At 30.7% G+C, this 13661-nt stretch carries 14 protein-coding genes; 4 read left to right on the forward strand and 10 right to left on the reverse strand.

Annotated elements, in window-relative coordinates:
- The first annotated feature begins 35 nt into the window (after positions 1-35).
- The gene (locus tag ABXT63_RS02065; protein ID WP_415321399.1) at positions 36-788 is read left to right on the forward strand and encodes an alpha/beta fold hydrolase; all 753 of its coding nucleotides are present in this window, start codon (positions 36-38) and stop codon (positions 786-788) included.
- Here ABXT63_RS02065 and ABXT63_RS02070 read toward each other — a convergent pair.
- The 7 genes from ABXT63_RS02070 to ABXT63_RS02100 form a co-directional block, all read right to left on the reverse strand.
- Complete coding sequence (locus ABXT63_RS02070; RefSeq protein WP_415321401.1) at positions 785-1447, reverse strand: HAD family hydrolase; 663 nt, start codon at positions 1445-1447, stop codon at positions 785-787. The two genes, ABXT63_RS02065 and ABXT63_RS02070, sit on opposite strands and share 4 nt — an antisense overlap.
- Positions 1444-2325, reverse strand: coding sequence for a carbohydrate ABC transporter permease (locus ABXT63_RS02075; protein WP_415321403.1), 882 nt, complete (start codon positions 2323-2325; stop codon positions 1444-1446). The genes ABXT63_RS02070 and ABXT63_RS02075 overlap by 4 nt, the downstream gene beginning before the upstream one ends.
- A gap of 2 nt (positions 2326-2327) precedes the next feature.
- The gene (locus ABXT63_RS02080; RefSeq protein ID WP_415321405.1) at positions 2328-3356 is read right to left on the reverse strand and encodes a carbohydrate ABC transporter permease; all 1029 of its coding nucleotides are present in this window, start codon (positions 3354-3356) and stop codon (positions 2328-2330) included.
- Positions 3357-3405: 49 nt separating this feature from the next.
- Positions 3406-4626 (reverse strand): ABC transporter substrate-binding protein, encoded by a 1221-nt coding sequence (locus tag ABXT63_RS02085; protein ID WP_415321407.1) that lies wholly within the window; start codon positions 4624-4626, stop codon positions 3406-3408.
- A gap of 109 nt (positions 4627-4735) precedes the next feature.
- Positions 4736-5863, reverse strand: coding sequence for a cobalamin-independent methionine synthase II family protein (locus tag ABXT63_RS02090; RefSeq protein ID WP_415321409.1), 1128 nt, complete (start codon positions 5861-5863; stop codon positions 4736-4738).
- On the reverse strand, positions 5856-6833 hold the full coding sequence (locus ABXT63_RS02095; RefSeq protein WP_415321412.1) for an ester cyclase: 978 nt from the start codon (positions 6831-6833) through the stop codon (positions 5856-5858). The genes ABXT63_RS02090 and ABXT63_RS02095 overlap by 8 nt, the downstream gene beginning before the upstream one ends.
- Positions 6833-7777 carry a cupin domain-containing protein gene (locus ABXT63_RS02100; RefSeq protein ID WP_415321414.1) on the reverse strand — a complete coding sequence of 315 codons (945 nt, stop codon included), beginning with the start codon at positions 7775-7777 and terminating at the stop codon, positions 6833-6835. Before ABXT63_RS02100 ends, ABXT63_RS02095 begins: the two co-directional genes overlap by 1 nt.
- 44 nt (positions 7778-7821) lie before the next feature.
- Here ABXT63_RS02100 and ABXT63_RS02105 point away from each other — a divergent pair, with 44 nt between their 5' ends.
- Entirely contained in the window at positions 7822-8904 is a 1083-nt protein-coding gene (locus ABXT63_RS02105; RefSeq protein WP_415321416.1) for an ester cyclase, read from the forward strand.
- A gap of 8 nt (positions 8905-8912) precedes the next feature.
- Positions 8913-9968, forward strand: coding sequence for an ABC transporter ATP-binding protein (locus ABXT63_RS02110; RefSeq protein ID WP_415321418.1), 1056 nt, complete (start codon positions 8913-8915; stop codon positions 9966-9968).
- Here ABXT63_RS02110 and hisD read toward each other — a convergent pair.
- Together hisD and ABXT63_RS02120 are read right to left on the reverse strand one after the other, a co-directional pair.
- Complete coding sequence (gene hisD, locus ABXT63_RS02115) at positions 9965-11251, reverse strand: histidinol dehydrogenase (protein ID WP_415321420.1); 1287 nt, start codon at positions 11249-11251, stop codon at positions 9965-9967. The genes ABXT63_RS02110 and hisD overlap by 4 nt on opposite strands.
- A 59-nt stretch (positions 11252-11310) precedes the next feature.
- The gene (locus ABXT63_RS02120; RefSeq protein WP_415321422.1) at positions 11311-12222 is read right to left on the reverse strand and encodes a bifunctional enoyl-CoA hydratase/phosphate acetyltransferase; all 912 of its coding nucleotides are present in this window, start codon (positions 12220-12222) and stop codon (positions 11311-11313) included.
- A 49-nt stretch (positions 12223-12271) separates the two neighbouring features.
- Between ABXT63_RS02120 and ABXT63_RS02125 the strand changes: the two genes are divergently transcribed.
- On the forward strand, positions 12272-13414 hold the full coding sequence (locus ABXT63_RS02125; protein WP_415321424.1) for an epoxide hydrolase family protein: 1143 nt from the start codon (positions 12272-12274) through the stop codon (positions 13412-13414).
- Here ABXT63_RS02125 and ABXT63_RS02130 read toward each other — a convergent pair whose 3' ends face one another.
- Positions 13415-13660, reverse strand: a complete 246-nt coding sequence (locus tag ABXT63_RS02130; protein ID WP_415321426.1) for a hypothetical protein — start codon at positions 13658-13660, stop codon at positions 13415-13417.
- Between the last annotated feature and the right edge of the window lies 1 nt (position 13661).

Here is a 13661-nt window from a genome sequence, read left to right on the forward strand (position 1 = left end):
TACTAAATTATTTAAAATAATGATATTAGAATTTAATGAATAAAATTTATGTTGATGATGTAGGAAAAGGTTTTCCTTTAGTTTTAGTCCATGGATATCTAGGCTCATCAGAAATGTGGTGTAACCAAAAAGAATATTTCTCCAAATTTTGTAGAGTTATTGCTCCTGCTATTCCTGGCTTTGGGGAAAGTTCAGATATTAAGTCATTGAATACAATTGAAGGAATGGCATTAAAAATTATAGAAATAATTGATGAAAAAAAAATAGAAAAATTTAATTTAATGGGCCATTCAATGGGTGGCATGATAGTGCAAGAAATGACTAAAATTTTAGGCAACAGAATTAATAAATTGATTTGTTTTGCCACGTCATCAATTGGAGAAATACCAGGAAGATTTGAAACTATGGATGAAACTCGAGAAAAAATAAAACAAGATGGAATTGAAATGACATTTTCTAGGGTACCAAAAAAATGGTTTGTCAAAGGTGATAAAGATAAGAATTATTATTTATGTGAGAATGCTGTTAAAAATGTTTCTTTTGAGAGTGCTGACAATGCATTGATAGCTATGAAAAATTGGGTAGGTGTAGATAATTTGAAAAATATTGAAAATGAAACACTTATAGTTTGGGGTGACAAAGATACATCTTATAACTTTGATCAAGTCAATACTCTTAATAAGGAAATTAAAAATAGTAGGTTAGAGATATTTAATGATTGTAGTCATAATGTGCACCTTGAAAAGCCAAATGAATTTAATGTTTTAATTGAAAATTTTTTAAACTAGAAAAAAATATCTTTATTAATAAGTTTTTTAGTTATTTTATGTGATCCTTTAAATTTTTCTTTTTCATGAAATTTTCCTGGAAAAGCAACACATCGAATTTTTGCATTTAAAGCAGATTTCATACTTTCCTCAGTATCTTCTATTGCTAAGCAATCTTTAGATTTTAGATTTAATTTTTTAAGAGTAATTTTATATATATCTGGATAGGGTTTTTTTCTTAGAGCTAATTTATTATTACCAATAAAATCAAAATCTTTTTTTCTAATGGTATTTTTTAAGGCAAAAAATATAGAATTAATATTATTTATAGATGTCGAAGATGCAAAACCTAATTTAATATTATTTTTTTTACAAAATTTTATGACATTTATAACACCGGCTCTTGGTTTTAATTCATTTCTATTAAGGTAATTATTAAAAAATTTAGTTTTTAAATTTCTTAGTTTCAAAGTATTAATTCTTATATTTTTTATCTTTGCATAATTAGATAATCTGTTTTCACCCCCTGATTTTTCTAGTAATTTTTTATATTCATTTTTACTCCAATACCAATTAAGGCCAAATTTTTTAAATGCCTTGTTAAACGATTTTCTTTGAATATCTGATGTTTCTAATACCGTTCCTATAGAACCAAATATTATTGCCTTGAAATTTTTCAACCCTTAACAGCACCTGCCGTTAAACCACTTATCACTTGTTTTTGAAAAAACATTATAAGTAAAAATAAAGGTGCTGTAGCAGAAACAACAGATGAAACTGCCCACATTAAATTACCTTCATGCTGATTTGTGCCAAGATAACTTTGTATTTTTGGCACCATAGTGTGGTTTTCTTGATTTAATAATAAAGCTGTAACTGTAAAATCATTATAAGCCAACATTAGACTAAATAGACCTGCAGTAATAACACCTGGCCACATCACTGGCATTATAATGTGCCTAAAAGTTTGAAAGTAACTACATCCATCTATTAAAGCACTTTCATCTAATTCTTTTGGAACTGTTTTAAAAAACGAGTAAAGAAGCCAAAGTGTAAAAGGTTGGTTTATTGCAATTAAAACAACAATTGTTGTTGGTAGAATTCCCCAAATTTGTAATTGAAAAAATGGGAATAAATAACCAGAAACTAAAGTTATATGAGGCATAGCCCTAAATATTAATGCAGCCATTAAAATCCAAAATGCATAATTTTTAGTAGACCTAGATAAAGCATAAGCCCCTAAAGTTCCTAAAAATAATGAAATTGACACAACACTTACAGTTACAATGACTGTATTTCTTGAAGCTTTCCAAAATTCACCCTCAAACCAAGCACCACTATAAGCTTGGATTGTAAAACTTTTTCCAGTTTCCAATAACGTATTGAAAGCTGTTATTGCATACCACCAATCAGCTCTTGAAAAAAAATCTGCTCTAACTTTGAATGATCCCCAAAAAGTCCAAATAAATGGAAAACAGGCAATCAATAACCAAAACACAATAAATGTTGTATTAAAAATTTTTAAAATATTTGATTGTCTATCTAATCCATTTTCCATAATTATCTTTCAGTCCTAAATTCTCTCCAAGTTCTAATTAAAACTGGTGCAAGTATTATTGCTATTCCTATAATGGTCATAATGGATGTTGCTGCAGCAGATCCAAATAAAATTACTTCTTCATTAACCAGATTGTCATATATCAACCAAGATAATGATTGAGCACTACCCTGAGCGCTAAATCCAATAATAGGTTCGAATACTCTAAAATTATCCATTAAAGAAATCAAAGCAACAAAAGTTACCACAGGATATATGTGTGGCAGAATTATATGTTTAACTCTTTGAAATCTTGATGCACCATCTATAATAGATGCTTCTAATGGTTCCTGAGGAACAGTTTGCAAGGCAGCATAAAACACAACAAAAGCAAAAGGTGAGTGATGCCAAATTCCATAAATTATAAGTGTAATCCAAGTGAGTGTTTTTGAGGATTTTACAGATAGATATGGATCACTCATTAATATTTGTAAATTTGCACCAATAATTCCTTCTGCATCTACCATCCAAAATAAAACTAATGAACCAACTAAGGGTGTTACGATCATTGGTAAAATTGTTCCAAAGATTAATGGCCCCCTTATTTTTCTGGATACCGCATTTAGACTTAATGCAATTACAAAACCTAACAAAAGAACGCAAGGAGTCACAATTATGCAGTAGGTTAAAGTGAAAATTAAAGCTTTATAAAATGGTAGATTTGTAACTTTGTCTACAAATTCTCCAGTAGAATTACTTTCTCCCCATAATTCTGATAGTTCATCAAATGCTAAATGATTTCTATCGATATAAGTCCCAAATCCATTAAATTTTCCAAGTGGTTTTTCTTCTCTAATTTTTGAAGATGCTTCTTGATCAATTTGTACTGAAACTTTACAGCCAAATGGATCACATTTTTTTACTTCTTTTAGTACTTGATCGTGTTGTGAATAAAAAGATTGAATACCAGTTGAAATAATAGGTAAGCCAATGAATAAAATCATTGCCAGACCAGCAGGTAGGAAAAACCAAAAAAAACTTTTATTAGGCATTAATTTTAGTTAAGTGGAGAATAAATCCCCACTTAAGTATATTTAGATTTTAAAGAAAGCCTTGTTCTTTTGCTTTAGTATTATAAGCAGCCTCAACATCTTTTAATGCTTGCTCGGCTGTTTCATTTCCTTGCAAAAATTCAACAATTTCATTACCCAAAGCACCATGCATTAATCCCATTTGAGGTAACATTGGATAAGGTTTTGCTCCCATTTCAACAGCTTTAATAACACCAACAGATTTTGGACCTGGTACAAAACCTTCAATTAACCAAACAGCTTGATCAGCAGCCTTTGCAACCATTTCTTTTGATGATGCCGCGTGTGCCATTGCTCTAAAAGAAGCTTCTGCATCAGCATCAGATCTGTTTTTTGCTAGAGTAAAACCATCCCACCACAAAGTTGTAGCAGGAATATTTCCACCACCAACTGTAGCAGGGGCAACTAATTTAGTTGAAGCAGTAATTTTTGCATCACCTTCTGCATCTAATAATGTTCCAGCTCTTGAAGCCCATAAAGTCATAATAGCAACATTTCCAGCTTCCCATTCAACTTTAATTGATTCACTGTCATGTGTTAAAAAATCAGGATTACTTAAATCAGCTAATTTTTTAAGCATATTTAGTGTTGCTACACCTTTAGCATTGTTAATACTAGGTGTTGCTGTTCCAGTTTCAAAGAATTCTCCACCATGTCCAATGTACATGTTCACAAATTCTTCAGCTAAATTCCAGCCTGCTTTGTAAGCAGCAGCATATGGATATTTCATTTTACCAGCAGCTCTAATTTTTTCAGCTGCTGCAACAACTTCTTCATAAGTTTTTGGAGTAGAAATACCATGTTGTTTTAAAACATCTGTTCTTATGTATAAATGTTGTGCATTAGCCATAAAAGCAACAGCCATTACTTTACCATCAATTGTTATAAGCTGCGATTCTTGAATACCTTTTCCATATTTTTTTACAAGATCATTCATAGGTCTAATTAAACCACCATTCATTAGTGGCACTATTGAACTATTAGCGGCAACTCTAACAGAAAATTCTGAAGGGTTTGCAGTTAGTGCAGGTACAGCAATTTTATTATGTTCTGCTGAGTGTGTTACTTTTAATTCAGCTTTTCCTGTACATTCTCTCGCTGTCTCAACAAGAGTTCTTAATGCTGGAAAATCATTAGCTAAAATATTGATTGATCCAGATTTAATATTACAGTTTGCATTAGCATAAGTACTAAAGAGTAAAAATGATAATGCGATTAGTATTTTTTTCATGTTATTACCTTTCTTTAAATTGATAGTTTAAACGATATCAAATACTGAGAAGTATTTATTAGGACATTTTGGCGCTTTTTTATTTTTTTTAAAGAAAATAATTGAGTAATTAAATAATTTTTGAGGCTAATTCTGTACCAATTACTAGTGATTCAAGTTTTTTATAAACAATATTCTCATCAACATTTCCAAAACCAGCAAAAGTACTAAAACCACAGTCTGTGCCTGCCATTAATTGTTCTCGATCGATAACTTTTGAAAATTGTACCAATCTATTTTTTACAACCTCTGGGTGCTCGATAAAATTTGTCGTAGAGTCAATTACACCTGGGGCTATAATTTTATCTTTTGGAACTTTAATGTTTTCAAAAGCTTGCCACTCATGTGAATGTCTTGGATTTGAAGACTCAAGCAAGTAAGTTCCAACATTTGCTTTTAAGATTAAAGGCAAAATTTTTTCTAAAGATATATCGTGAGAATGTGGGCCTTCATAATTACCCCAGCAGATATGTATTCTAATTTTAGATGATGGTATTTTCTTTATTGAATGGTTAAGATATTCAATCTGCTTTTCAGCTCTCTTTAAAAACTCAACTTCTGTTAAGTCTTTGAAAGTCATATGTCTTGCTAGAGCTAAATCTGGACAATCTAGTTGCAAGTTAATATCATTTGAAACTATCTCCTCATATTCTGCAGTCATAATATTGGATAAAGCATCCAAATATTCATCATCATCTTTATAAAATTTATTAGGTAAAAAAGCAGATATCACACCAGGAGATGCGGCATTCATAAAAGCTTGTTTGTGATTATTCTCTTCAAGAGCTGATTTAAAATTATTTATATCTTTCGTAAGCGATAGAGCATCTTTTATTTTAAGCTCATGAGTACAACAAGGTCTAGTGTAAGTAGGGGTACCACCTGATCTTGCAATTCTCTCTTTGAATGATGGAAAGTCATCTAAATCTTGAGGTGCTTTTCTTTCACTCTCACCAGAAAAGCCATCTATTCTATCTTTAACGTAAGTTGCATAACTTATCTTTGACATTTCACCATCACTAATAAAATCTATTCCTAAATTTATTTGTTTTTTTACAATTTTTTTTACATCTCTTTTAACTATTTCATCAAAATTATTTACATCTATTTTTTCTTGTTTGTCTTTTTTAAAAAGAAGATCAGAAAGCTCGTTAGATCTTGGCAAGCTACCCACATGTGTAGTTTTAATTTTATCCATTTTTATTTTTATTCATTAAAATTTGTTTCCAGATAGCAACTTCATCAAATAACACCCATTCTTTTGTAACTCCATTTGAATTTAATTCTGCATGATTTATTCCAATAATAGTTAAACTAGCATTTGTTTTTTTACCATAATCTTTACTATCTTCTGAATGAACTCCCTCTAAAGACCATCTGATAGATGCTCTTGGATTTGTATTAGGTTCATCTAAATATCCAACATGCTCAATTTTAAATTTTTTTTCTGACAATATATTTTTTAAAGAATTCCATAATTTAATAACATCTTCTCTACCATGACCCAGTTTATTTCCAGGCCAGTATATATTTGTGGCTCTGTCATAATCTTTAAAATCATACTCATTTGTAAAAATTTTATTTAGAATCTTTGAATATTTTTCCCCAGCAGAGTTAGTTTTTACTGCTATTGGTTGATAATTTGATGGTTTGAGATCTAATTTGTTTAACACTTCCTTTGCATTGTTAAAACCACCTTCTTTTTCAATTGTAATCATCGCAAATTCCTCAGGTGAATAGCCAATCTGTCTTACCATAGCTCCTTGATCTCTAACTATCCATTCGTCATACACTTGATTATCCCTACAAGCACAATCAGCTATAACTCTATAATAAATTTCTTTGCCAGAAGGCTTACCATAAAATCCCTCACCTAAGTGTGTGCCTTTACTTAAAATTCTATGTGAAGAGTGATACCCATTTTTATCATCACCATTCCAAATAACATCCTCACCCAATAACTGTCTATCAGGAAATTCTTTAAGAGTGCTGTAGGTAGATTCTATTACAGGTTTATTACCGTAGGTAATTCCAAAAGGAGATATTACCGGGATGTCGTCTGTATAAAATTTCGCTATTGACTCAACATCTTTACCTTCCCAAATTTGTTTTGTAATTTTTAAAATAAAATCAGGAAAATCTTCATATTTTTTATCAAAACCTTTCATTAAACTTTACTAACACAATTTAAGTAACAATCCTCAATGTTTTCAACGCTAATACTTAATTTAGTATTTAAAGGTGCTGAAAAAGTATCTTTTGAGTTAATTTCAAAAAAATCATTTTCTATCTTAATTTTCCATAAACCTTTTTGTGAAAACATAATTGTTGGCTTGGTAAAGATTAAATCTTTAATTTGACCATTCTTAGATTTTAAAATACTTAAATTAAAGCCAGTATTTTGATCAATTAATGGATCGTAACTTTGGTTGCAGAACTGATTTCCAATAATCTGAATTAATTTAATTCCGTTATCTAAATTATTCTGAAATTTAGACTGATTGTCAAATCTACATATAAATTTTTCAATTTCATTTAAACTATAATTATCAAATTTTTGTAATTGATCATTATTTATTGGTTCTAAAAGTTTTTTGCCAGATGGAATTTCATTTTTTTTTAAATCAATTAAAGAATTATCATCCAGTAAAGCTAAACCAGTCTCTTTTGCACTAATTAGAACTTTTGGAATCCAAGTAATTATCCCAGGATCATCATTGCCTAATACTACAAATATCAAACCTTCTTCATCGCCAGCATTCTCAAACCCCCTAAACATATTGGTTGGCATAGAAATAATATCTCCCTTACCTAAAATTATTTCATTTTTTCCATCCACCCCCCAGTAAAATCTCCACTTACCGGAGTAAATTAAAAAAACTTCTGCAGTTGTATGACTATGTAATCCTGATCCATTTTTTGGATTTGCGCTGACAGCTCCCAAATTATATCCATGAGCTTTTGAAATTTTTACAGACTGTTCACTATCTTCTGCGACACCTGGTCCAACAATTGAATAGTTTTTTCTTTCTCTGTGACCTTCCAGTCTTCCTTCAACAAAGGGTAGAGTACTTGGAGTAAGTTCATTAAATTTTGCAATTCTTTCAATCATATTTTTTCTTTATTATTTATAAGATTTAAATATAAATCTTATATATGAAAATAGAAAATTTTGACACTGGTCTTAAGGGACAAAAAGATATTAAAAATATTATAATTTCACCAGAAGAAAATTTTAATAACAAGAAAAAAGTAAGAGAATACTTAAAAAATATTGTCCATCAGGGGCCATCTAAACTTAATGACAATCTCAATAGATATTTTTCCACCAATATAAAAGTTAATTGTTTTCACCCAGTAAATGAATTTACCGGTATTGAAAACTTTAAAACAAAATTTTGGTCTCCATTATTTGAGTCTTTTCCTGATCTTGAAAGGAGAGAACAGGTTATAATTGGAGGAACATTTAGAGATAAAATTCAAGTTGGCACTATCTCGACACTCTCAGGTACATTTAAAAAAAACTGGTTAGGTATTAAGCCAAATAATAAGATGGTTAATTTAAGATGTTGTGAGATACATGAAATTAAAGATGATAAGATTGTTGAAAGCCATATCCTCATAGATGTCATGGATTTAATATTTCAAACTGGAGTTTTTCCATTAAAAGCCTCAAGGGGAGCTGAAGGTAATTGGTTGCACCCTATCAATACTGATGGAGTAAATTTTTTTGAAAAAAACCCTGAAGTTTCAAAGTTAAATTTAGATCAAGCATTAACAATGCAAAGAAGTTTAAATATAAAACCAGAGTTAGACAGCACTTCTGATGAGGATTTAAAATCAAAATTAATCAACCACCCACAAGCAGAGTTTTGGCATGATAAAATGATTTGGTATGGCCCAAGTGGAATTGGAACAGCAAGATCGCTAGAAGGTTTTGTTGATAATCATCAACTTCCCTTTAGGAAAACATTTAAGGAAAGAAATTATTGGAAACTTGGTCACTATTCTGAGTTAGGCGATGGTAAGTTTTCATTAACAGCTGGATGGCACAGTATTCAAGCAACATACGGTTCAAATCATTGGCTAGGATTTACTCCTAATAATAAAAATGTAACAATGAGAGTTATGGATTTCTATCATCATGATGAAGGTAAAATTAGAGAGAATTGGGTTCCTATAGATATAGCTCATATTCTAAAGCAGATAGATATTGATATTTTTGAAATGATTAAATAGCAATAAATATGGCAAATATTAAATTTACAAATATTCATAAATCTTTTGGAGCAAATAAAATAATTAGTAATTTTAATCTTGAAGGTAAGGATGATGAGTTTTTGGTTTTAGTTGGTCCATCAGGTTGTGGCAAGTCTACTCTGTTAAGAATGATTGCGGGGCTTGAAAAAATTGATGAAGGTGAAATTTATATCAATAATCAGTTAGTAAATGAGTTACACCCATCTAAGAGACAAACTGCAATGGTTTTTCAATCTTATGCTTTATATCCACACATGAATGTTTATGAAAATATGTCATTTGGATTAAAAATTGAAAAGAGACCAAAAGAAGAGATAGAGAAAAAAGTAATGCATGCAGCAAAAATTTTGCAAATTGAGGAATTATTAGAGCGAAAACCTAAGCAGCTATCAGGTGGTCAAAGACAAAGAGTTGCTATAGGTAGGGCTATTACAAGAAATCCAAAGATATTTTTATTTGATGAGCCGTTATCTAATCTAGATGCAGCTTTAAGAGCTGAGACAAGAGTGGAGATCTCAAAACTACATAAGAAGATAAAAACTAACATGATTTATGTAACACACGATCAAGTAGAAGCTATGACTTTGGCTGATAGAATTGTAATTCTAAATCTTGGATATATTGAACAAGTAGGTAGTCCAGATGAAATATACACTAATCCTGCTAATATTTTTGTTGCTCAATTTATTGGAACACCAAAAATGAATATCATAAAAATTACTGAAAAAGATATCATTTCAAATAATGAAGTTAAGTTTCTTGGAAATAATATCAAATTTAATAAGATAAATTTAACAAAAAAAAACTATTCTTTTGGAATACGACCAGAACATTTTAGTCTTTCTGAAAACTGTCAGTATAAATTTAAGCCAAATATTGATTTGACTGAAAATCTAGGTAATGAAAAAATTGCCTATATTAAGATTGATGGAAATGAAATAAGTGCAAAAATTCCAAGTCAAAAAAATATTATTGACCAAATTGGATTTGATATAAAAGATATTTTTGTTTTTGATGAAACTGGTACTAGAGTAAGATCTTAATTAGAAAAACCATATTTTCTAAGTCTAGCATCGGCAGTTCTTGCATGAGCTTCCATTCCTTCATATCTAGAAATTCTTCCACAAGCAGCACCAACAGTCTTTGTGGACTCTTTAGACATTCTTTGAAAGCTTAAAGTTTTTATAAATTTTCCAACAAAAAGACCACCAGTATAACGACCTGCACCTTTAGTTGGTAAAATATGATTTGTTCCAGAGCACTTATCTCCATAGGCAACTGTTGTTTCTTCTCCAATAAATAAAGATCCATAATTTTTTAATCTTTTATGAAACCATTCTAAGTTTTGTGTTTGTACCTCAAGATGCTCAGGAGCATACTCATCACTTATAGTTGCCATTTCTTCATCAGTATCACAAAGAATAACTTCACCATAATCTCTCCATGCAGCACCAGCATTTTCTTTTGGTAGATCAGGAAGATCAGCGATTAATTCAGGCACTCTTTTAATTACATATTCAGCAAGTGTTTTGCTTGTTGTATACAACCAAGCAGGTGAGTTGTATCCATGTTCTGCTTGTCCTACTAAATCAACTGCAACTAATTCAGGATCAGCTTTATCATCTGCAATTACAGCAATTTCAGTTGGTCCTGCAAATAAATCAATTCCTACTTTTCCAAATAACATTCTTTTTGCTTCAGCAACAAACTGATTTCCTGGACCTACCAGAATATCAGCTGGAGCGTTTCCAAATAATCCATTAGTCATAGCAGCTATACCTTGAACACCACCTAAATTTAAAATTAAATCTGCACCACAAAGGTCAGCAGTATAAACAATAGTTGGGTGCACACCCACACCTGGTTTTGGAGAGCTTGCAACTATTATATTTTTTACACCTGCAACTTTTGCTGTTGTTACACTCATTACAGCTGAAGCTATATGAGCATATCTTCCTGCTGGCACATAACAACCTGCTGTATTAACAGGTATTAGTTTTTGTCCTGCAAACAATCCATCAGATAATTCAACTTCAAAATCTTGTCCATAATTTTTTAATTGTGCTTCAGCAAATTTTCTAACTCTTTCATGAGAAAATTGGATATCATCTTTTGTCTTTTGATCTAAATTTTTTTTAATTTCTTCTATTTTTTCTTTTGTAACGACTACATCACCTTCGTATTTATCTAATTTTTTTGAGTATTCTTTACAACCTTCTTCTTTTGATTGCTCAATATCTTTAAGAATATTTTCAACTATTTCTCGTGTTTTAGTATCATCTGTCGAAGAAGTTTTTGGTGATTTTTTTAAATACGTAATGGTCATTATTCTCCTATTAATTTTGTTATTTAATAATACATAAATTAAAATAATTCAATGACGAATTAATCTAAAGCAACAACAGCAGCCGCAATGGAGGCTAATCTAGCTTGTGCTTCATCAGATCTACTAGTAATTACTATTGGGACTTTACCACCTACAACAACACCAGCTGCGCAAGCACCCATAAAGTAAATCATCATTTTAACTAAACTATTTCCAGTCTCAACACTTGGAACTAATAATACATCTGCATCACCAGCTACAATATTCTTAACACCCTTTATAGCAGCAGATTTTTTTGAAATACTATTATCAAATGCCAAGGGACCAAAAACATCTGCATTTAAATTATCTTCTTTTGCAAGTTTTGTAATTTCATCTGCATCAATAGAGCTTGGCACACTATCCAAAATTTCTTCAGTGGCTGACAGAACTGCAACTTTTGGTCTTTCAATTCCTATACGATTTGAAAAATCAATTACATTTCTTAAGATATGCATTTTTGTTTTTACATTAGGTAAAACGTTTAAAGCACCATCAGTAATTATAAGTGGCTTATCGTCTTTAGTATTTGTCATATGCCATATATGGCTTAGTCTTGTTTTTCCAAGTAAATTGTAATCTCTTTTTAAAACTTCTTTCATTAAAATATCTGTATGAATATGACCCTTAACAATAATTTTTACTTTATCTTGACTTGCAAGTTTTGCAGCTATTGCTGCTGTATTGTTTTCTATAGGCTCATGAATTATCTCATACGAAGAGATGTCCCATTTTAAATCCTCAGCACACTTAAGAATTTCTTTTTTATCTCCTATAAAAATAGGTGTAATTAAGTTTTCATTAACAGCATCTTGAACTGAAAGCATAGGCAAGGGCAAACCTGCATTAACGATAGCAGCATTAACACCTTTTTTCTTATGTGCATGGTCTAGAAGGTTATTAGGACAAACAATTTCTTTATTTGAAAGCATGAGGTATATTTAGTATGAATTTTTAAAAAGTATATACTGTAAATTGATAATGATTAAACCTTTTAAACTAAATATTCCCGATAAAGCACTCCAAAAAATTTATACTAAGGTGAAAAATTACCCATGGCATGAAATGCCAGATGATGGAGGCTGGAAATATGGAAGTAATCTTGATTATATGAAGGAGATCTCAAGTTACTGGGTTAAAGATTTTGACTGGAGAAAACACGAGGCAGAAATAAATACATTTTCAAATTTTACAACTATTATAGATGACATTGAAATACATTTTATTCATGAAAAGGGTAGTGGATCTAACCCAATACCTTTACTTCTTATGCATGGATGGCCTGGATCAGTTGTAGAATTTTTACATATAATTGAAAAACTTGCACACCCGGAAAAATTTGGTGGAAAAGTTGAAGATGCATTTGATGTTATTGTTCCTTCTTTACCTGGTTTTGGATTTTCAGGTAGACCATCTAAGCCGATTGGTCCGAGAAAAATGGCAGCTATCTTAAATAAATTAATGATAGAGAACCTTGAATATAAAAATTATTTAGCACAAGGTGGAGATTGGGGGGCAACTATTGCTAACTGGATTGGTTATGATCATTCAAAGTCATGTAAGGCAATTCATATTAATTGTTTAACTATGCGTCATGCTGATGGTCCACAATCAAAACAAGAAGAAGAATGGCAAAAAAGGTTTGATAAAGATCAAATAATGCAGGATGGCTATAGAACTCAACAAGCAACAAAACCACAAACATTGAGTTATGGTATGATGGATAGTCCAGTTGGTATTGCGGCATGGATTATTGAGAAGATGTATTCTTGGTCTGATTTAAAAAATGGTGATATTGAAAGTGCTTATTCAAAGGATACTTTGTTGGCAAATATTATGGTTTATATAGTTACAAAAACTTTTAATACAGCTTCTTGGATTTATTATGGAAGAAGAGAAGAGGGTGGACGTTTTTTTCCTAAAGACTTTAAAAAAATAGAAATACCAACCGCTGCTGCAATTTTTCCAGCCGAGATGTCTGAATGGCCTCCAAAATCTTATGTTGATAGAATATTTAATATTACGCAATGGAGCGAGATGCCAAGTGGTGGACATTTCGCAGCAATGGAAGAACCAGAGTTGCTAGTTAAAGATATTGTAAAATTTGCTAAAACTATTCGTTAATTAAATATTTTTTCTTGGATCTTTTAGGGATTTAATTTTTTTAACCATACCTGTTAATTTTGCAGTAATAAAAACCACATATACAAAAATAAATCCTAAAGCCATAGTTGATAGAACAGTATATATAGCTGTTAGGTTTTCTAGTTTAAACCAACTTTCAACACCTGGGTTTGAGTAATATAGAAAATTCCAAAAAATAAAAAAAACTATTTCGTATATTATAATAATCTTAAATACAGGACGCATA

Source organism: Candidatus Pelagibacter sp. Uisw_092 (genome assembly GCF_047729545.1).
Classification (GTDB): domain Bacteria; phylum Pseudomonadota; class Alphaproteobacteria; order Pelagibacterales; family Pelagibacteraceae; genus Pelagibacter.